This window comes from Candidatus Poribacteria bacterium (assembly GCA_021295715.1).
GTDB lineage: Bacteria > Poribacteria > WGA-4E > WGA-4E > WGA-3G > WGA-3G.
Genome location: JAGWBV010000051.1, coordinates 1 through 21,651 on the forward strand (window position 1 = coordinate 1; position 21,651 = coordinate 21,651).

At 48.6% G+C, this 21,651-nt stretch carries 14 protein-coding genes; 11 read left to right on the forward strand and 3 right to left on the reverse strand.

What is annotated here, in order from left to right; translation table 11 throughout:
* The coding region (locus tag J4G07_13600; GenBank protein ID MCE2415030.1) for a hypothetical protein at positions 1-957 on the reverse strand (957 nt) is incomplete at its 3' end.
* Positions 958-1,980: 1,023 nt separating this feature from the next.
* Here J4G07_13600 and J4G07_13605 point away from each other — a divergent pair.
* From J4G07_13605 to queF, 9 genes are all read left to right on the forward strand, one after another.
* The gene (locus tag J4G07_13605) at positions 1,981-2,379 is read left to right on the forward strand and encodes a tetratricopeptide repeat protein (protein ID MCE2415031.1); all 399 of its coding nucleotides are present in this window, start codon (positions 1,981-1,983) and stop codon (positions 2,377-2,379) included.
* Between the two features lie 91 nt (positions 2,380-2,470).
* The gene (locus J4G07_13610) at positions 2,471-3,187 is read left to right on the forward strand and encodes a hypothetical protein (protein ID MCE2415032.1); all 717 of its coding nucleotides are present in this window, start codon (positions 2,471-2,473) and stop codon (positions 3,185-3,187) included.
* 116 nt (positions 3,188-3,303) lie between these two features.
* On the forward strand, positions 3,304-6,492 hold the full coding sequence (locus J4G07_13615; protein ID MCE2415033.1) for a PD40 domain-containing protein: 3,189 nt from the start codon (positions 3,304-3,306) through the stop codon (positions 6,490-6,492).
* A 131-nt stretch (positions 6,493-6,623) separates the two neighbouring features.
* Positions 6,624-9,803, forward strand: coding sequence for a UPF0182 family protein (locus tag J4G07_13620; protein MCE2415034.1), 3,180 nt, complete (start codon positions 6,624-6,626; stop codon positions 9,801-9,803).
* A 385-nt stretch (positions 9,804-10,188) separates the two neighbouring features.
* Positions 10,189-11,259: a prephenate dehydratase gene (gene pheA / locus J4G07_13625; GenBank protein MCE2415035.1), complete on the forward strand. Its 1,071-nt coding sequence runs from the start codon at positions 10,189-10,191 to the stop codon at positions 11,257-11,259.
* A 199-nt stretch (positions 11,260-11,458) separates the two neighbouring features.
* Positions 11,459-12,712 carry a tRNA epoxyqueuosine(34) reductase QueG gene (gene queG, locus J4G07_13630; protein ID MCE2415036.1) on the forward strand — a complete coding sequence of 418 codons (1,254 nt, stop codon included), beginning with the start codon at positions 11,459-11,461 and terminating at the stop codon, positions 12,710-12,712.
* Positions 12,705-13,322, forward strand: coding sequence for a hypothetical protein (locus tag J4G07_13635; GenBank protein MCE2415037.1), 618 nt, complete (start codon positions 12,705-12,707; stop codon positions 13,320-13,322). Before queG ends, J4G07_13635 begins: the two co-directional genes overlap by 8 nt.
* Before the next feature lie 266 nt (positions 13,323-13,588).
* Positions 13,589-16,312 (forward strand): T9SS type A sorting domain-containing protein, encoded by a 2,724-nt coding sequence (locus tag J4G07_13640; GenBank protein ID MCE2415038.1) that lies wholly within the window; start codon positions 13,589-13,591, stop codon positions 16,310-16,312.
* 181 nt (positions 16,313-16,493) lie between these two features.
* Positions 16,494-16,886, forward strand: coding sequence for an NADPH-dependent 7-cyano-7-deazaguanine reductase QueF (gene queF / locus J4G07_13645; protein MCE2415039.1), 393 nt, complete (start codon positions 16,494-16,496; stop codon positions 16,884-16,886).
* Positions 16,887-16,975: 89 nt separating this feature from the next.
* On the opposite strand, the gene J4G07_13650 is transcribed toward queF, so the two are convergent.
* The gene (locus J4G07_13650) at positions 16,976-18,004 is read right to left on the reverse strand and encodes a Gfo/Idh/MocA family oxidoreductase (protein MCE2415040.1); all 1,029 of its coding nucleotides are present in this window, start codon (positions 18,002-18,004) and stop codon (positions 16,976-16,978) included.
* 14 nt (positions 18,005-18,018) lie between these two features.
* The gene (locus J4G07_13655) at positions 18,019-18,867 is read right to left on the reverse strand and encodes a phytanoyl-CoA dioxygenase family protein (protein ID MCE2415041.1); all 849 of its coding nucleotides are present in this window, start codon (positions 18,865-18,867) and stop codon (positions 18,019-18,021) included.
* 437 nt (positions 18,868-19,304) lie between these two features.
* Between J4G07_13655 and J4G07_13660 the strand changes: the two genes are divergently transcribed.
* Both J4G07_13660 and J4G07_13665 read left to right on the forward strand, forming a co-directional pair.
* Positions 19,305-20,450 carry a tetratricopeptide repeat protein gene (locus J4G07_13660; GenBank protein MCE2415042.1) on the forward strand — a complete coding sequence of 382 codons (1,146 nt, stop codon included), beginning with the start codon at positions 19,305-19,307 and terminating at the stop codon, positions 20,448-20,450.
* 60 nt (positions 20,451-20,510) lie between these two features.
* On the forward strand, positions 20,511-21,651 hold a 1,141-nt coding region (locus J4G07_13665), incomplete at its 3' end, for a GMC family oxidoreductase N-terminal domain-containing protein (protein MCE2415043.1).

Below are 21,651 nucleotides of genomic sequence, written 5' to 3' on the forward strand. Positions count from 1 at the left end.
AAGACCTGACGCTTTGTCCTCCAGAACCTCTTTACCGACCTTGACGGTGAGTTGGTCCGTGCCTTCGGTATAGCCAGCCGCAGTTGTAGGTGGCGTATACGCGTTACCTGACGGATTTTCTTGGTCCATGAACGACTTAACTTTCACGACGATGTCGTTTTTGTTCTCAAACTTCGGCGTGACCTTCACTACATAGCGGTGATGCATACCATCACGACCTGACCAAGCCGTTTCGCCGGTATCTATCGTACCATCTTCATTGAGATCGACAAGAATAGGTTCTATAGCAACAGGATCAGCAACCGTTGCGTTGGAAGCATCTATGTGATCCTTTTTGAAGCCGTCTTTACGAGGCATCTCACTCAACGTGATAAGCACATCAAAAACCTCAGTAACAGGAAGCAGTGAAGCACCGACCTTACTAATAGAAAGAACCGTCGGATCTCCATCGGTTGGTTCTGCTGCGACATAGTGCAGCTCAATGGATGCCTCTTTGTTTTTACCGGCAGCCTTTCTCGCACCAGCGTCATCAAGTTCGGCTCTCGTCGGTAGAACTAAAAGAACCCGTGTTATACCACTGGTGTTAGGAGTTCCTTGTGTTATAGTAATTATAAAATGCTTGCCATCAGCAGGGGTAGCATCACTTAAAGTAGCAATAATTTGAAAAATACTTGTAAGCTCAGATGTGCCCCCATACGCATTATACCCTATAACCATAAAATCAGTTAGATTAAGATCTCCAACAGAAGCACCAAGTTGTATTACCTCAGTAGATGTAAGCCTAATTGTAGTGGGGGTACCATATTCCACTTGGTAACCCTCCTCAGAACTGACATCTTGGCTTGGATCTAAACTAAGTGTTATGTCAAATTGTGCCGTAGCTGAGGGAGCAACGGAGGAAAATGCCAGCATCACAACCAAACTTGCTAAGGAAAACGCTATTTTATTTAACGCCATTCAATATTTCCTCCTTGTATCTTTAAATTAAAAACGTTCATTATGTTTGATTCCCATCTCACAACGGATAAGATGAGACGTAATATTTCGCAATCTTTGTCGCGGCACAACAAAGATTTGACAAGTAGAGAGACAAAACGCCACAATAGAAGGACACATTGTCAGTAGAACACGATAATAGCAACACTCGTCATCATCCATGACGATTCACGCGCCGACGAATCGCGTCTGAGATAAGGTAAAATCGTGGATACACCGATTCAGTTATGGTGTGCTCTAACGACTCTTGAAATCCTTCAATACTCTCAGCAAATCGCTATATCTATCTTTACATGAAGACTATGGAGGATTTTAGTCGTTTTAAGTCAAAAATATACAATTTATATATATTATAAATATTGTCTTATAACGGCTAATTATACCTGAAATTGACACAAAAAGTCAAATTAAATCCCTAAAAACATAATTTTCCTAAAATATACCTAAAATATCGAATTCCATACAGATTCTGTTTACAGAGAAGGAAAAATTCATTTCTCCGTCTTCTTCACGTAGCAGGTATGATGATATTGCACCATGGGCATCAATTGAGCGTGTAGGTTGGGTTGAACAAGACTGAGAACACGATGTCAAACCTCCAAGCGCGTCTGACGTGCAATATCAAATCATATTCCATGAAGAACGCAATGAAACCCGGTTGTATATCACCAAATGCTCGAGACTTCGCAGACATATCGTTGGGTTTACCCCGTATGTAGGAGGAACTCTGACAGGAGATCTAAATGATCCAGTGTTTGAAGACCTAAGACATTCAGTTTTCAATCTCGCATAGCCTTTTTTCAAGAAAAACGAAGCGAATTTCAACGAACATAAAAAAATGAGGCACCAGTGTTTCGGTTCTAAAACTTATTAAGGCACAATGTCCCGAAATGCCTATTTTTCTCTTGACGCAAAAGGTGGATACGGTGTAATATATACGATGTGGTTTGCAAACCAATGTCGCAAAATCTTGAGGTGATGAATGTGTTTAAATATGGTCAACTTGCACCTATCGCTATTCTCCTCTGCTTGATGCTATCCGGATGTGCTATAATATCGCGAGATACTACGCGGACCGAAGCTTACAATCGATTTGCAATCAAGGCAGCACAAGCGCAACTCTGGAATGAAGCCGTCTTCCGATGGAAGCAGGTGATCAGTATCGATCCAGAGGACGCTAAAGCACATAATAACCTCGGTGTAGCTTACGAAGCACTCGGAAACATGGAGGAGGCTATTGCCTCTTACGAGCGCGCAGCGGAATTAGAACCAAATAATAAATACTACAGACTCAACTATCGGCGGTGCCGTATACATCTTCGACGAAGTGGCGGCGATGCTGAAGACGCACCGCAGTTAGAAGATCCACCACTTACGGAGTAGCGGTCAGCAGTCGGTTCCCGTCAGGAAAGAGGTTTCTTGCTGATAGCCGAAAGGGTTGCGTAGCAACCTGTGCTGATGGCTGATGACTAATATGCAGATAGTCAAAAGAATGGGAATCCTATTGGGAATCTTAACACTTTGCGGATGCGGCAGTGCTGTGACGCGTGTCTCTATTCCGGTGAAAGTTCAATCTGAAATCGACATCACCCGCTACTCCAACTTCGCCATTTTACCGTTTGTCAGCGAGAAACAGGCGGAGCGGAACGAAAAACTACCGCCAGAGATCGGTGAGGAGATCGCTTCAATACTTCGGAGGGGGTTAGCACGCCAAAAACATTTCGAGGTCGTCAGTACACAAGAAACATCAAGACTACTCACTGGGGAGACCATTGGAGAAGATTGGCTTACGGATACAAAGCACTTGAGTCAGCTCGGTGAGTATTTTGAAGTAAAAGCGGTTATCATTGGGAGTTTCCGATTTTATTCCGACAGTCGTCCAAGGCGTTATTATGGAGAGCGCTACTCCGTACAACGGCAACGCTACGTCTCGGACTATCAGGATTACATGCAGAAAACCTACCGACTCTCACTCCGTGTAATGATTGTTGATGTTGAAACCAAGCAGATCGTCTGGGATGAGTCTTACCGGAGGAGCACTGCTGAGGCGCATACCATCGGATCGTTTATTTTCTCACAGGTTGGACCGCAGGCGAATACGATTCGGGAACTCGGTAGACGTGCCGTGTCAGAATTTACACGCCAAATCTCTCCACATTATGAAAGCGAAGATAGATATTTAGTTAATTAGCAATCGGCGTCAGCGGTCAGAAAAGAGAATCTTGCGGCAGGTGAAAACGATAGCAATCGTCCGATCTATCGAAAGCCAACGGCTAACAGCCAATGGTTAAAGAAAAGGTAAGTGATGTGAAGAACAGTAGAAACAGAACTTCATTGATGGAATTGGAAGACAGCAAGAAAGTGCTGGAAGGTTGCAAGGGTGGAAGGTTGGAGTGCACCCATCCTTCCATTCTTCCATTCTTCCAACCAAGTTTTTCCACGTGGGTAGGCGGGTATGTCCTGTCGCTACTTGTTGTCCTCAGCTTGTTATCGCCCGGTGTGGCGTGGTCGCAAAGTTTTGGGAAGAACAAGATTACCGGGCAACGTTTCGATTGGCACATTCACCGGACGGAGCATTTTGACATCCACTACTACCCAAGTGAAGCGAAACTTGTGCCGATTATGGCGGCTATCGCCGAAGAAGCTTACGAACAACACAGCGAAGATTTTGAACATGAGCTGCAAGGCAGGACCCCACTTATCCTTTACAAATCCCACAAAGACTTTCAGGAAACCAACATAATTCTCCAAGAACTTCACGAAGGGATTGGAGGTTTCGCGGAACTCTTTAAACACCGTATTGTTATACCCTTCACTGGGTCCTTGGAAGCGTTTCGAGAGGTGATTTTTCACGAGCTCATTCATATTTTCCAATACGATATTATCTATCAGAAACCGCATGCCCGAATCTATAGCGGCGAGTTCCTGTATTCACCACCAATTTGGTTTATAGAAGGAATGGCGGACTATTTTGCAGAAGACAATGATGCGATTGGGGAGATGGTCATCCGAGATGCCAGCATGAATAACAATGTTGTGCCACTACCCCAACTCCACAATTTCAACCGGCTCAGCTCGCCTTTCGTTGGGTATAAGTTAGGGCAATTAGCGGTGGCGTATCTCACAGAAACTTATGGACGAGAGAAAATCGCTGAGATTTTGCAGGGGTTACGACAAAGTCGCACAAAGGACATCAACAGTGTTTTCCAAGAAGTGCTCGGTGTAGAACTCGAAGAATTTGATAAGGCGTGGCGGCAGACAGTCCGAAAACGCTACTGGCCCCTCGTTGAGGACAGGGAATTGCCGGATCTGGTCGCAAAGAACCTGACCGAGAAATCTCGATACTCCCATAACATTAAACCTGTCTGGTCGCCAAGTGGTGATATTATCGCTTATGTCACGGGAAATGAGGGGTTTCTGGAGATTGTCCTCATGTCCGCAAAAACGGGTGAACGCATCGAACGCGTCACCAAGCGGTTTTTCCGTGAAAAATACGAGGAGATCCGAACCGATTTCGGTGGGTTTGGGAGAAGCCTCGCGTGGGCACCTGACGGCGACAGGATTGCATTCATCGCCAAATATCACGATGCCAATTATCTCCTTGAAGTCAATATTTTAACTGAGAAATTGACCCAATACTTCGAGTTGGATTTCGATAACGTCACTTCACCTGACTACGATGGTAGCGGTGAACGAATCGTCTTTTCCGCACTCAAAGAGGGGCAGGCAGATCTCTATGTCATCGAATTGCTGACCGGTGAAGTGGATAGGCTTACCTTTGACCCATTTAACGATACGCACGCATCTTGGCATCCGGTGACTGGCGAGATTATCTATACCTCCGAGAGAGGCGCGAAAAATAGATTGGTCCTGATAAACCTCAGCCAAGGGACGGAACGCGTGCTGACCGATGGCACCTATAACGCTATCAGTCCAAGTTGGACACCAGATGGGAAATCGATCCTTTTCTGTTCAGATCGACAGGGCATTTACGATATACACAAAATAGCAATCAACGACCAGCAGTCAGCAGTCAGCAGTCAGGTAAAAGGTGATTTGGTTAAATCAGATCCCGCTTTAACTGATAACGCTCACAGCGAGATAAACGTGGAAGCTGACAACGATTCCCCTGAGAGCCAAGAACCGAGGGTTGCCGAGAGCCAACACACTGAAAATGATAGCGTGGAACCTTTGGGTTCCCGACCCGTGGAAATTGAGTTGACGCGCCTTACGAATATGATGACAGGCTGTTTCAATCCGAGCTTGGCTCCCGATGGCAAACATCTGCTGTTTAGTGCCTACCAGAACGGAAAATACGATGTTTGTATCATGGAGATTACCAAAGCAATTGAGGAAAAAATTGGGGTTTCAAGCGTGGCGGAACCTTCTGTAATTTTAACGGAGGAAGAAGAAGAAAATTATAGGATTGCCAGACGGAAATACAGTACGCAATCCTCTTTTACTTTAGATGCGATCTTCCCGGATTTCAGTTTCGGTGCAGATGGCATCCTGAGAAGTACGGTCCAAGTCGTTGGCAGCGACATGTTGGGTAACCATCGTATCGGGCTTAGCGTGATGAACCAATCGAGTTACCTTACACCCGATTTTATCGCACAATACGGTTTTTTGACACACCGAACCGATGTTGGCGCGATGATTTACAACTATCATGAATACCATATCTTGGGGGGTATACAGAGCCGACGCGGCATTCTACAACGGATTACCGGGCTTGGCGCGTATGTCAATTATCCGTTTGACAGATACCATCGACTTGACTTTGCATTCTCAATGTACTCGAAGCCGTTCTCCTTTAACTTCCAAACGCGCGAACCTTTGGACCCATTCGATGACCGGGGCTTGCTCACGATGGGTTCTATTGCATTTGTCGGAGATACAACGATGTGGCGGGAATGGGCACCTTACACAGGTTCGCGGTACCGTATTGAACTTGAACAGTCCTTTCCTGCACTCGGAAGTGAATTGTCGCTAACAAATGTTGTTTTTGATGCCCGACGCTACTTTGGTTTCGGCAGACGGTCTACCTTGGCAACGCGACTCTTGCTCGGGGGTAGTTTCGGTGGTGATAGATCCTATTTTTATCTCGGTGGAATTGATACGCTACGCGGCTATAATTATGAGGAGTTGGTCGGAACACGCATTGGACTTCTTAACTTTGAGGTCCGTATCCCTTTCATAGATGTGCTGCATTTCGGATGGCCCGTCCAGTGGACGATCGGTGGGATTCGTGGAATTGCCTTCGCAGACTTGGGAGGTGCCTGGGCGGATTGGCAATATGGACCGGAGAATCCCTACAGGATATTTGTTCGTGATAAAAACCGGATTCGTCTTGCGGATGTCAAAGCGTCAATCGGGGCTGGACTCCGTTTGCAACTCGGTGTGTTTTCAGTGGATTTCGCAGCAGCGTGGCATACGGATCTAACGAGCATTGAACCCGGTATGAAGTACCATCTCGGACTCGGTCAAGCTTTTTAATAGTTGTCAGTTATCAGTTGTCAGTTAACATTACACCAAAATTGTAGCCTGCAACAACGGCGCAGGCGGATATGAGGAAGGCACGTTAACGTTCAAACGCATGTCATTCCTCCGCAAGGAATAATTAAAATATGGATTCACGAACCAAACGCTTTATTGCAACTGTCGCCATTCTCGCCGTCGTTGGGGGATTAGGTGCCATCTGGGTTAACCTTTATCCCGACTTCCTATGGTTTAAGGTAGTCGACTATTTCAGCGTTTACACTAAAATTCTTAAAACAAAAATCTTGGTCGGTGCAATTGTTGGTGCTTGCTATTTAGCGATTCTTCTAACGAACATTGCCTTAATCTATCGATTCACACCCGCACATCTCAGTCCTGCTTTTATGGGAGGGGCGGACTTCATGGGCGGTGCCGCTGAAAATCCGGGTGATACGCGAAAAATGATTTACGGCGCACTCACCCTTCTTGCGGTGCTTTTTAGTATCATGATGGGCTATGCAGCCAGCGACCGGTGGGAAATCTATCTACGCTACGCTAATGCTGAGGACCTCGCTTTCCGTGCCGCTGCACCTATTGTTGTAGAGGAAAGTCTCAATTCTGCCGAAATTCCTGTCTCACAACTCGAACTTCAAGCGAAAAACATCAGAGTCGGGGATCAGATAAGCGTCCAGGTAAACGGGGCGAATCAAGACGCACGGGTTGAAGCTATTTTGGACCTCGGTGATGTGGGGGCCATCCGTTTGAATACGCCTGTTCAGATAGAACCGGGACAGAAGGCTTTTTTCACGTCTCCTGCGCGCGATCCTATCTTTGATAAGGATGTCGCCTACTACGTTTTCAGGATGCCAGCGGAACGTTATGTTTGTGGAACGCTCTTCGGGGTCTTTATGTTAGTGACGATATTTGCGATCGTCATCTACTTTTTTCACGGACTCATCACCGGAGATACCAGCCAATTTCGGTTCCGTCCACCTTTCAATGTGAAAGCACACTTGTTCACGCTTGTGGGATTGACGCTCCTCTTCCGGGCATGGAACTACCGCTTTGCTATGTTTGATCTGCTCTACACGACAAACGATGTTGTCCGTGGCGGTGGTGGATACGCCGCAATGAAGGCACGACTTCCCATTTTATATTTCTTGATTGGACTTACAATCCTGTGTGCCCTCATTTTCATCATTTCTATCTTCCTCCGACGCAACACCCTCGCTTTTGGCGGACTCGCTGTGTTTCTGATTGCCGGATTCCTTGGACAAATCTATCCTGTCGCTATACAAAGATGGCAGGTTGAACCCAGGAAACAGGTGTTGGAGGCGGACTATATCAACTACAACATCAAAGCGACGCTCGAAGCTTATGGTTTGGCTGAGAACACCGTAACAGAAGAAGAATACCCCTTAACAGAACAACTCAGTTATGATGATATAAGAAGTGCCGAAAACGCTTCTGTTTTCAATAGCATTCGTCTCTGGGATTGGCGACCCTTGCGCAGAACCTTCCGACAGCTCCAAGAATTGCGGACACAATATGATTTCAACGATGTCGATATCGATCGCTATGTCGTTGATGGTGAGATTCGACAGGTAATGCTCTCTGGACGGGAACTCAATATTAATGAACTTCCTATCGAAATTAGAAATGACTGGTATAAGCAGACCTATACCTACACGCACGGCTACGGCGCAGTTGTAAGTCCCGTCAATGAGATTGATAATGGCAAACCTAACATGTACATTCAAGGATTGCCCCCTATTGACTATGACGAGCAGTGGCAGCATCGGTTCAGCGAAACACCGGGACCCCGTATCTATTATGGTGAACGCACGGATCGCTATGTTATCGTACATCCCGAACGGAGCCAAGGACTTGAGTTTGACTATCCGCAGGAAGGGCAACAATACGCCGAATATGCATATCAAGGTAAGGGCGGCGTAGAACTGAACTCTTTCTGGCGTAAAATGGTATATATGCTGAAGTTCGATAACGAAATTAACTTCGTGCTACCCGGTGAAATTTCGCCGACAAGCCGAATCCTCTACGAACGGAACATCAAAAATCGGATCCAAAAAATCGCACCCTTCTTACGGTACGACGGGGATCCTTACATCATTCTCTATAACGGTAGATTGGTGTGGATGATTGATGCCTATACCATCACGCACCGATATCCTTATTCCGTTTCAATGCGAGAATTCGTCAGCGAGAGAAGACGGCAGATTGCTAACGCACAGCAGAGTGCTGAACCGTGGGGGAACTACATCCGAAATTCTGTTAAAGTTATCGTGGATGCTTACGATGGTACTGTCGATTTTTACATCATGGAGCGGGAACAAGATCCAATCGCAGAATGTTATCGAAAGATTTTCCCAGACCTTTTCAAATCGTTTGAGGAGATGCCGGATGAGCTGAAGGCGCATGTCCGATACCCGACCTCTATGTTCCTTATCCAAGCACGCGTCTATCAGGATTACCACATGAAAGACCCCGTAACCTTCTACGCAGGCGAGGATAAATGGGAGATCGGCAGAGAACTTTATGACAATACTGATGCCCAAACGCGACAGGCTTCCGCGCCTCAGCAACCAAGAAGTCCCTTCGCACCCCAGCAGGTCCCCCAAAGTTCCAGTTCAAACGGACAACCCGTTGAACCCTATTATGTGGTCATCAGACTACCAGGGCAGGAGCGATCGGAATTCATGTTGATGTTACCGTTCACACCGTTCAACAAACCGAATCTGACTGCATGGCTTGCTGCCCGATGCGACTTGCCCCAATATGGGCAGCTCCTTGTTTACCGGTTCCCGAAAGGGAAACAGGTCGCTGGACCGATGCAAGTGGAGAACTTTATTAGCCAAGAACCGGAAATTTCACAACAGATTAGCCTCTGGAATACACAAGGATCCCGTGTCTTACGCGGAAATCTGTTGATTCTGCCGATGAACAACTCACTACTCTATGTTGAGCCTATCTATATACAATCCGAAGATGAAAAAACCGCTATTCCCGAATTACGACGGGTCGTCATCGGATATGGGAACGAAGTCGTATGGGGTGAAACGCTTGAGGAGGCACTCGTCAATATGTTCGGACAGGGAACAGGGATCCAGACCTCCGCTGCGACAGCGACAACTGACGACACCGACGCGGGAACTGGTGTCGGGACAGACCAAACTTCGTTGCAAGGTCTCATCGAGCAAGCGAACCGTTATTTCAATGCGGGACAGGATGCACTACGCGCTGGTAATTGGACAGAATATGGGCGGTATCAACGCCTTTTAGAGCAAACTTTACGTCAGCTGACTGAATAGCTGACGGCTAATAACTATTAAAGGAGGTGAAACAGATGGCTCTCGATTGGAAACCACGGCACCGGGACATGATCATTGGGGATATCCCATGGTTAGCCAGAATCAGTGACAAAGCCAGTGCAAAACTGCAGGGTATCCTCGGTGAGTATATCTACCCGTGACCGCAGGATAAGTTGTTCCTGGAGGAACACGAGATAAGTGCTGAGGCGTTCACTGAGATGGTGAAAAATAACCCCTCAGACGAGGAAATGATTGCAGCTATGAAGAAATTGGATAGTTAGTTTAATAGCCGTCAGCTGTCAGCCGTCAGCGATCAGCAAGAATACCTCTTTGCTGACTGCCGACCGCTGATTGCTGACTGCCATTAACACGGAGATCTATTTTTTTGGAACTGACAAAGTACCGAGATCAAATTAACGAGATTGACGATCAAATTTTAGTGCTGCTACAGAAACGGGCTGAGATTTCCAAGCAGGTCGGTGCGATGAAGGCAAAAACAGGCATTGCAGAGGTCTATGTTCCGCATCGGCAGAAGCAGATTATTGAACGTTTGAAGAAACGAAATCACGGAAACCAGTTCCCGGAAGCCGCACTTGAGGCGATCTGGACCGAGATTTTATCTGCGTCCCGTTCCTTGCAGGATCCGGAGCGGGTAGCCTTCCTCGGACCCGTCGGCAGTTTCGGACACTTGGCGGCTCTATCTCATTTCGGCACATCAACTGAGTTTATACCTATCCACCCACAGATTGACATTTTTACTGAGGTTGAGTCTGGTAGGGCGGACTACGGTGTGGTGGCTATTGAAAATTCAGCCCAAGGCACTGTTCGTGATGTTTTGGAACGTTTCCAACGCACGCCTTTGTGGATTTGCGCGGAGATATTCCAACCGATAAAGCAGCACCTTTTATCAAGGTCACCGCTCACAGAAATTCGGTGTGTCTACTCTCATCCGCAACCTTTCGCACAATGTAAGGCATGGTTGCGGCGACATCTCAGTGGTGCTGAGCAGATTGAGGTTGTGAGTACGTCTGAGGCGGCGCAGCGCGCCGCACAAGAGTCGTCAGCAGCTGCCATTGCAAGTGAACTCGCAAGCGAAATTTATGAGGTCCCAATCGTCGCGAACTCCATTATGGATGAACCTGATAACACGACTCGCTTTTTTGTGATAGGGAAGCATATTCCAGATCCAAGCGGCTATGATCGGACTTCGCTGTTTTTCGCAATTCCGGATCAGGTTGGCGCACTACACCGAGCCTTGGGTATTTTAGAACAAGCAGAATTGAATCTGAGTTATTTAGAGTCTTTGCCGTCGCGAGCCAAACCGTGGGAATATGTCTTCTTTACTGAGATGGACGGTCATATTGCTGAAGAACGCGTCATCATCGCATTTGAGAAGCTTGAAGAATTATGCCGGCACGTCAATGTCCTCGGATCCTATCCACGCGGATCTTTTTAATTTTTTAATTGTACCTTGCGGAGGAATAACGTCCGTTTCAACTATCAAGGGCGTTCCTTAAACCCGCCTGCGCCGTTGTTGCAGGCTGCTGCTTTGGGTAGAAAAATAAAGATAAAACTAAACAGTAGCCCGTAACATTGTCCCGCAAGCCTTTATAGGAGACCTGCGATAGGAGGGCGGCTCTACGGAGAGGCACTCTATGTATCAAACCCACCTCACTGAACCGCAAGGAAAAATTAAAAATCCGCAAGGAAAAATTAAAAGACAGATTCAGGCGCGCGCAAACGAACTCGGATTTGAACTCATTGGAATTACACCCGCAGCGCAGAGTGAAACGATTGCTCGATATCAGCAGTGGATAGAAAGCGGGTACGCCGGGGAAATGAGTTATCTTGAAAAGCATCTCCCGCTGAAGACAGATGTCCGTCGACTGCTGACAGAAGCGAAATCTGTGATTAGCCTCGCGATGAACTATTATACGCTCGATCCGCCGGAGGTACTCGCACAAGATCCCGGACGAGGACAGATCTCCCGTTACGCATGGGGCGATGATTATCACGAACTTATTCGTGAACGCCTTTTAGAACTTGTCACTTTTATTAAACAGACTGCTGAAATCGAATTGCGAACCCGCGTCTGTGTTGATACCGCACCTATTATTGAACGGGAGTACGCACAGAGAGCAGGCATCGGATGGATCGGTAAAAATACGAACTTGATTCATTGGCGTTCGGGGTCTTGGTATTTTCTCGCAGAGGTCCTCATCGATGTTGCATTGGAATCCGATGAATCAGATCTTCGCGGGAGTTGTGGCACTTGCACGCGCTGTATTGAAGCGTGTCCAACGGACGCAATTATTGAACCGAATCTGCTTGATTCTCGGCTCTGTATCTCTTATCTGACAATCGAGTTAAAGGGGAGCATACCGAAGGCACTTCGCCCTAAGGTGGGGAATTTAATCTTTGGCTGCGACATCTGCCAAGAGGTCTGTCCATGGAACAGTAAAGCCGTTCCGACAACCGAACCCGCGTTTCAGCCGCGCGATGGAAACCTCGCTCCTCAGTTACTTTCGCTTGTGGGTATGACGCAACAAGAATTTAGCCGACGATTCAAAGGGAGTCCAATCAAACGCGCGAAACGTCGAGGGTTCTTGCGAAATGTCCTTGTTGCTATCGGTAATTGGGGAACGCGGCGGTCGGATGCACTCCATCACGATGATCGTGATCGGGTGACTTCCGAAGCTGTTCCAGCACTCGAAGGCGCATTAGTGGATCACGAACCTTTAGTTCGAGGTCATGCCGCCTGGGCATTGGGAAAAATCGGAGGCGAAACCGCCAAACGGGTATTGAAAACGCGACTCACAGTTGAAACCGATCAAGATGTTATCACTGAAATTCAGGACGCGCTCTTAGAGACAGAGCAACTATCGGGGAGGGACCAGAAAAATGCGTGAAACAACTGGACATCATATCTCAGCCCCTGGGGCTGGCACAAATGGACTCGCATGGCACGGAACATCGCTCTGGAGCGTGGAAGGGGTTGGACCTATCCACAAAATCAATCCTGAAACCGGCGAAGTTGAACTAACACTTACGCCTCCCTACCCCGGCGGTGCTGGCATAGAATGGGATGGCGAGCATCTCTGGTATAACAGTATATGGCAACAAACTTTCTACAAACTCACGATCCCTGAACTGGAAGTCGTTACAACATTTTCATCGCCTGGGGAAGGTCCACACGGGCTGGCTTATGATGGGGAGCATCTCTGGAGTGTTGACATGAACACGGGGCGGTTCATCAAGCAATGCCCCAAAACTGGCGAAATCCTTGCTGAGCTGCAAACACCGGGCGGTCGAGCACACGGACTCGCATGGGATGGAAAAGCACTTTGGAACGCCGATACGAACGACCATGTCGCTTACCGAATCCATCCCGAATCCGGTGAAGTGCTCAATAGCGTTTCGTGTCCAAACGAACCGCATGGACTCACTTGGGATGGCACGGCTTTATGGTACGGCGATGATAAAGCAAAGACGATCTATAGACTCAGCATATCAGACTAACGTCGACCCGCAGCCCTGTTCAATAGTTATCGGTCATCTTTTCTGAAATTATGCACCCTTTTCATCTATAAATTGTGTCACTAATTAAGTACAAGGAAGACGCATTACGAAGAATTCAAAAAAACGTTACCAATCAAAACAGTTCACCTTGACTCACACCTGTTTTTGTCGGTTCAGGGCATTAGGTCATGTCTAATAGCGAGGGAAGAGAATTGAGAAAATTACAGATAACTATGCTAACCTTATTCTTCGGAATTGGGTTGATTATGCAAAGCAGCGCCGACCGAGTGCAACTTAACACGAGTGCTGCTGTGATCCAAGATCGTTTTGGTGCAAGTGTCGGTATTAGCGGTGATTATGCAGTGGTCGGTGTTCCGTATGATGATACTGACTTCGGCAGGGACACAGGCTCACTTCAGGTCTTTCTGCGCACCGAAACCGGGTGGGTCCAACATCAAAAATTGTTCGCCAGCGATGCCGATGCGGGCGACCGATTCGGCACAACACTCGCCATGAGTGGTGATTACCTTGTCGCTGGTGCACCGGCGAACGATGGAGCCGGTAGGAACTCAGGTGCCGCTTATGTCTTTAGGCGGCAGGGGACTGAATGGATAGAGCAAGCCAAGCTCATCTCACCTGAGGAAACGCGGGGCGACTATTTCGGTATCTCGGTAGCGATTGATGAAGATACCGTCCTCATTGGAACTCACCGTTCAAACGAACCTTTAGCAGATGGCGGTTCCGTCTACGTTTTCGAGCGGAACGGAGAGGTTTGGACTCAAACAGCCAAACTCACTGCGCCGGATGCTTCTAATTTCGCATACTTCGGCTTTTCCGTTGGAATTGATGGAGATACCGCTATTATTGGGGCGACTCGTGATGATGAAGCCGGGAATGATGCCGGTGCTGCTTATGTTTTCGTCCGAAACCAATTCGGATGGATACATCAGGCGAAACTCATCGGAAACAATACCGAATCGGATGATAACTTTGGATACGCAGTCGATGTTGACGGCGATTTTGCCATTGTGACCTCACCTAAAAACAGAGGGACTGGTGCTGCTTACATCTATAGGCGCGAAGGAACCGTATGGGAGCAAAAAAGAAACCGCATTCGTATTCGTATGATTCCAATTGACCCTGATGGCGCAACCTCTTTCGGTGTTTCTGTTGATATCAAGGGAGAAACCGCTGTCATTGGCGCGACGGGGGCCAACGTTGGAGATGATGTCGTCGGTGCCGCTTATGTCTTTACCCAAAATGAACCTCCATTTTGGAATCAACACACAAAGTTAGTCGCCGGTGATAGAAATGGTGGTGACCAGCTTGGATTCGCTGTCGCCATTGGTGAGAATGAAGTGATCTCCGGCGCGCCACTGCAGGATGCCGGGGGGTTGTCCTCCGGTGCTTCATACCTCTTTGAACAAAGAGAAGACGGGTCGTGGGTAGAGAGCGGTAAACTCAGTGATGGTGAAACCGCTTCAGAAGATCAATTCGGAATATCTGTTGCTATCAGTGGTAACTACGCTATCTCTGGCGCACAGCAGGATGACGACATCGCACCGAACGCGGGTGCCGCGTACATCTTTGAGCGCGCCGGCACCCTCTGGCTACAACGCAAAAAACTTACTGCTGACGACGCAAAGGCGGGGGATCTGTTCGGAAATGCTGTCGCAATGGATGGCACAACCGTCCTTGTTGGGGCACCTGGGGTTGATGACGCAGGACCCGAATCCGGCGCGGCATACATTTTCGTGCAAGCCGGCGAGGAGTGGGTTCAACAGGCGAGATTCATCGGTGGCGACCTCGGAATGTTTGATCAGTTCGGATCATCTGTCGCGGTACATGGGAATACCGCTGTCGTCGGTGCCTATGGAAAAGATGAAGTTGGCGCGGATTCCGGTGCCGCATACGTCTTTGTCCGAAACGGAACATCTTGGACGCAACAGGCGAAACTCGTCCACCGAGGTGCTGTGCCGGGCGACCAGTTTGGTTTTGCTGTTTCTGTCTATAACGATAATGTCCTCATCGGTGCCCACCAGAGCGACGCAGCGGGACCCGATTCAGGCGCAGTCTATCTCTTTACGCGCAATGGAGGCACATGGATACAAGACCTGCTGCTTCTGCCAAATGATATTGGCATCGGTGACGGATTCGGTTACTCTATCGATTTAACGAACGGAGCCGCTATCATCGGATCACCTACAGAGGATCGCAATCTTGACGACCTCGGAGCCGCTTATATTTTTGTGGAGACGCGGGATTCTTGGGTCCAACAGGCAAAGTTAACCGCCTCCGATGGCGATGCTGGTGATGAATTCGGTTCAGCCGTCGCAATTCACGAAGATACCGCAATCGTCGGGGCATGGAAGGATAACCATCCCTTGCAGGATCCGCATGATGATCCCACAATACTAATGGACAGAGGCGCGGCTTACTCCTTTTTGCGCGATGGGTTGTCTTGGGTAGAGAAACGCCGAATTGAGGCCGCTGGCACAAATCAATCGGATCTCTTTGGAGCAGCTGTTGCCATCAGAGGCTCGTTTGCTATCGTCGGTGCTTCAGGTAGCGACAATGCCGGTGATAACTCAGGCTCCGCTTTTATCTTTAACCCAATTGACCTTGGATTCCGCGCTGCGGATGTCCCATTCTCTGTGGATCCATCTTCGCATTTGCTCTCGACGCTCGGATATATCAAACAGACAACAATTCTCCAGAATTATCCGAATCCCTTTAATCCAGAGACGTGGTTTCCCTATGATCTGGCAGAGCAGGCAGAAGTTATTTTGAAAATCTACGATGTCCGCGGTGGGCTTGTCCGTCAGTTGAATATCGGATTACAAGAACCGGGCAGGTATCGGAGCCAAGAGAAAGCCGCGTACTGGGATGGAAGGGACGCTTATGGCACGAAGGTCGCAAGCGGCATCTATTTCTATACATTTACCGCTGGCGATTTCCAACGCACCCGCCGGATGGTAATTCTCAAGTAGCGGTCGGCAATCAGCAATCAGTTGTAGGAGCGAGCTCCAGCTCGCGATTCCCTAATCAGAAGAAACTGGAAGGATCGGAGAAGAAAAGGATGGGACCCCAACCTTCCAGTCTTCCAATCTTCCATCCCCATACTGAGAGTTTCCAATACGCTGACTGCCAATAATCCGGAGGAGACACTAAATGAGCCAAAGCACTGGCTATGATGATTTACAAACCCATATCCGTCAATTGAAGACGCCTCCAATTGAGACATGGGAAAATCAGTATAGCCACCGAGATTACACAATCGAGATTACCAACTTAGAGTTCACTGCGGTGTGTCCTAAAACGGGACTCCCGGATTTCGCAACACTCTGTATCACTTACGTGCCAGACCAGCACTGTGTCGAACTGAAATCGTTGAAGGAGTACTTTCTTTCCTACCGAGATGTCGGTATCTTTCATGAACACGTCGTGAATAAAGTGCTGGAGGACTTTGTTGAAGCCTGTCAACCACGGAAAGCAGAAGTTGTCGGTGATTTTAACATCCGAGGCGGCATCAAAACGATTGTGCGTGCAAGTTACCAGAGTTAAGGTTGTCAGAGCGCGCATTTTGTAGCGTAAACTTGTAGGAGGGGTTTCTAACCCCGAATGCCTGATGAGGTACTTCCGCCTCAGGTAAATTAAAAAATCGGGACGGAGCGACCGATCCGTGCCGATTCATAGAGCGCATCGAAGATTTTCGCAACGTTCAACACCTCTTCAGCGGGCACAGGAGACGGCAATCCGTCTCGAATAGCCGTGTGGAACGACTCAAATTCACTCGGTAACCCTGTGAGCAGTTTCGGGGTATAATTCACCATCTCATCTTTTTTATCAAGGTAAATCTGAAGCGGTTCATAGGTTGCACCGGCTAAGTCTCCCATAAAGAACGTTCCGCCGATGTTCTCGATATGTGATGCCCACGCCGTTTCCAAAGTCACCGTCAACCCACCCTCAAAGCGGATAGTACCCATCGCGAAGTCTTCCACCTCGAATTCTTCAGGATTCCATTTCCCCCACGGGTTGATGACATTCTCTTTATGTCCAAACTTCGTTGCTGTCATACCGAACGCCTCAATCGGTTTCGGAGAACCGATCATCCAGAGTAACACATCGAGGATATGTACGCCAATATCAATCAACGGTCCGCCGCCTGCGATGGCTTTACTCAGGAAAGATGGCGAGGCAGGGACCCCACGCCGTCGCACTGACATTGCGCGGGCATAGTAGATGTCTCCAAAGAAACCTTCGTCGTAGAGTTTGCGTAAAGTGCGCGCCTCCGCACGGAATCGAGATTGTAACCCAATCTGTAGCACTTTGCCGCTCGCCTTTTGTGCATCTACCATTGCTTGTCCGTCGATAGCATTGGCAGCAATAGGCTTTTCACAGATAACATGTTTTCCCGCGTTCAACGCCGCGATAGTGGGTCCGGCATGGAAGTTGTTCGGCGTGCAAACGCTCACCGCATCCAGTTCATCCATTGCCGCCAATTCCTCATAATCACTGAAGACGTGTGGAATGTTGTGCTGTTTGGCGAACGCTTTCGCACGAGTTTCGTCGATGTCGCACGCCGCGATAATCGAAACACCCTTGACGCCTTTATGACCCGGAAGGTGTTTACCACCAGCAATACCACCGCAACCAACAATACCTACCTTGATTTCTTTCATTTTTTTCTCCTATTTTAAATTGCCACAACTTGCGGGGCTTGTTCCAAGTTCAGGTTATGCGCCCCTGCCCACTCCGTGCCAGCCCAGTGCACCCCGTTCGGATCGTGCCTGCCCTGTGTGTCTATGGAGGCACCAAGAAACTGCCTACCGAGATCGTCCAGATTTTCCACCAGTGTTTTATCTGGTTGCAGACTGTCATTGTAATAGCGCAGATAATAATCAGGCTTAACCCAGCGGTAATGGTACCCGTAGATGACGACTTTAGAGATATTCTCTCTGAAATTGAGTCCCGCTGCATGATAGATACGACTTTCAAACAGAAACGCATCTCCTGCGTGCAGGAGCGGTTCGTCATACACAGGTGGATCAACATCGCCTTCGCGGATACCCAACGGTTTACTCAGTTTGTGGCTCTTTCGGATAAACCACGTCGCACCTGAGTTCGGCACGCTGAAATCCGTTAAACAGTAACCGACCTTCAAGCCGACGCGTGGGCACCCCGCATGCCCAACGTCCAGATGCACACCGACGTCTCGATGCCAATTGCGGTTGTCAGGTTTTTCAGGTGCCTGTGGGTGCTTGTGGATGAGTGCTGTGTTCGTGATATGGATATTTGTACCGAGCAGTTGCAGAATCAACGGCACTGCTTTCGACTGTGTCGCGAGATCAGCGAATGCGGGTTCTTGTACCAATCCGTCCCGCCGATGTGCGTAATAGTTGTGGTACTCAAACGATTCCATGAGCCGGTCACCTGCCTCGGTCAGACGTTGAATCATCTCACTGTCAATTGCTGAGCGCACGATGAGGTAACCGTTTTCCTCGAATTCTTGGCGTTGTGTCTCCGTCAACTGAACAAATTCCATTTTTTAAATTTTCCTTGCGGTTAAGGTGAGTGGATTTGGGATTTAACGTTCATTTCTCTGGAGTCGTCAATCCTTACAGGCTTGACTTGATTTTCTATGCCAATGTAGGAGGGAACTCCGATTCCCGACCCATCTTCATAGATGTCTTGCGAGCTGCGCCCTTAGGGGCATTTAGTTCTCCATTTTTAGGAGGGTTTTGGATACCCCGGCCCGGTAGGTGCGGTTTTGCGGCGTACTCGCCCAAATGCGATCTGCATTCCTAACCAGGGTTCCCACCCGTTACTGGGAAGGGACACCGGATCCACCCAAATTCCCATAATTGCTTAAAACTAAATGACCCTGGCTGCGCCCTAATAGAGGGTTGAAAGACCTATCAAAATATGCTATCATAAACGCAAAATAACGTCTACTAATAAGTAGGTCTGTCTCAACGGACAATGAAAACGAATCTCCTCTGTCTTTCTTTACTAATTTTCCTATCGGTGGCAGGTCTTGCCCTGGCAAAACAGGGAAACCAGCCAGACAGGGCGGCACACGCCTATGAAGTAGGCTTACAGGCACTCACGCAAGGAAAGAATCGTGATGCATTTGCGGCGTTTCAGCGAGCAGTAGAACTGGACCCAACCCTCGCTGAAGCACACTATCAACTCGGTCTGCTTTACGGCAAACAATCCCAATGGAAACCAGCCATTGATGCACTCCAGACCGTGATTAACCTCACACCCGATTTTGCTGATGCCCATGTTCGCCTCGGCGAGGCGTATCTTATCGGCGTAGCGAGTGCTAAAGATGCGACTGAACCCTTGGAACGTGCCCTACAGTTGCAGCCTGACCTCTCACGCGCGCGAAGGCTTTTAGGCGATGCATACCTCCGACAGAACCGAATCGACGATGCGATTCGGCACCTTAAACAGGTGTCACGGGATAGTGAAGCCCGTTACCTTCTCGGTCTTGCTTACTACCAAAAAGAGGATTTCACGCAAGCGATACCGCACTTTGGAGCAGTTATTAAACGCAAAAGTCGGCATACCAAAGCGCATTTTAATCTTGGGAATTGTTATCTCCGCACGGGGAAAGTCGCCGAAGGACGCGCTGCGCTCCGCATGTTTGAGAAACTCACACGTGAAGAGGAGCAATTGGCATCACTGCAGCGTTTGATTCATAACGATCCGCAACGCCTGCAACCGCGTTATGAGCTTGCAGAACTATTTATGAAAAGGACGGAATGGGAGCTTGCTACGGCGGAACTCAAAGTGTGTCTCGGCATCGCACCGCACGATGAGAAGGCATCTGAACTGCTTGGTTACATTTACCTGCAAATAGAGGCGTATCCAGAGGCACTTGAAGTCTATGGACGTCTCGTTGAAGCACATCCAGAGAGCGCGATATACCGAAATAGTCTCGGCATTGTCTATATGATGCTAAAAAAACCGCAACAGGCGATCGCGCAGTTTGAAACGGCGACACGCCTTGGCTCAACGAATCCACAACTTTACCGAAACTTGGCGAATGCCTATCGGCAGGTCGGTGAACAGGTGAAAGCAGAACAGGCGTACCGACGTTACCGTTCCCTAACAAAATAGGAGTCAGCCGACAGTTATTCTTCTGACTGCCGACAACCGATGGCTGACAGCTATTCCGCTATGAATAAATCACGATCTTGGTTTTCAAATGCTACCAATATCCGACCCGCATGGTTGAGAAAAAAAAGTTTACAGCGGGAAGAGCGTGCCGACGTGTGCGTTATCGGTTCCGGCGCGGGTGGTGCGGTCGTCGCGAAAGAACTCGCTGAAGCCGGACTATCGGTAATTATTTTAGAGGCAGGGGAAAATCACGATCCAAGTACTTTTAACAGTTACGAACCGGAAATGCTACGTCGCCTTTTCTGGGATAGCGGTTTACGGGGCACGCGGGACAACGCGATTGTCATTTCGCAGGGGAAAGGCGTTGGCGGTTCAACGGTGCATAATCTCTGTTATGCCGTCCGTCCGCCCCAAGCACTGTTATACAGGTGGCAAGTTCCAGAGATTTGGCCCCACTACAATCAGGTGGAGGAGATTCTCGGCGTTACGCAGATGCAAGAAACAGACGTAAATCCATTAAATGCTGTTATCCGCCGCGGGTGCGAAGCCATGGGATGGCGCGGTGCCGTCCAGAGACACAATCGCAGCGAATGCCCTACATGTGGTGTTCAATGTCTATTTGGGTGCCCTGTTTCTAAAGCAAAGCAAATTGATTCGAGAAGCACAGGCAAGCAGAGCATGGCGGTCACGTATATCCCTTTGGCACTTGCCGCAGGTGCGAAACTCTACAGCGACTGCACGGCTGAGAAAATTCACGTGGAAAAAGGGCGAGTCGTTGGTGTATCCGCTCGGTTGCCATCGGGCGGATTGTATATTCAAAGCGATAGAGTGGTGCTCGCCGCTGGCGCAATTAACTCGCCACAACTCTGGTTAAAAAGTGGACTGCCTAATGCCAATCGACGGGTCGGAAAAAACCTCCACCTACATCCCGCTGCCTTTGTCGGCGGTATCTTTAACGAAACGATTGATGGACATCTCGGTATCCCGCAAAGTTACTATATTGATCAGTTTCTGGATTTGAGACGCGCGCCGGACAGCGGTTATCTCCTCATGCCGGCTTTCGGTTCACAGATGATAGTGGCGGCGAGTCTGCCGGGGTTCGGTGAAGATCATCGAGCATTCATGGAACGCTATCGGCACATCGCTGCGCTCCTCGTCCTTTTGCATGACAGGACAACCGGACGCGTATCGGTAGATTATA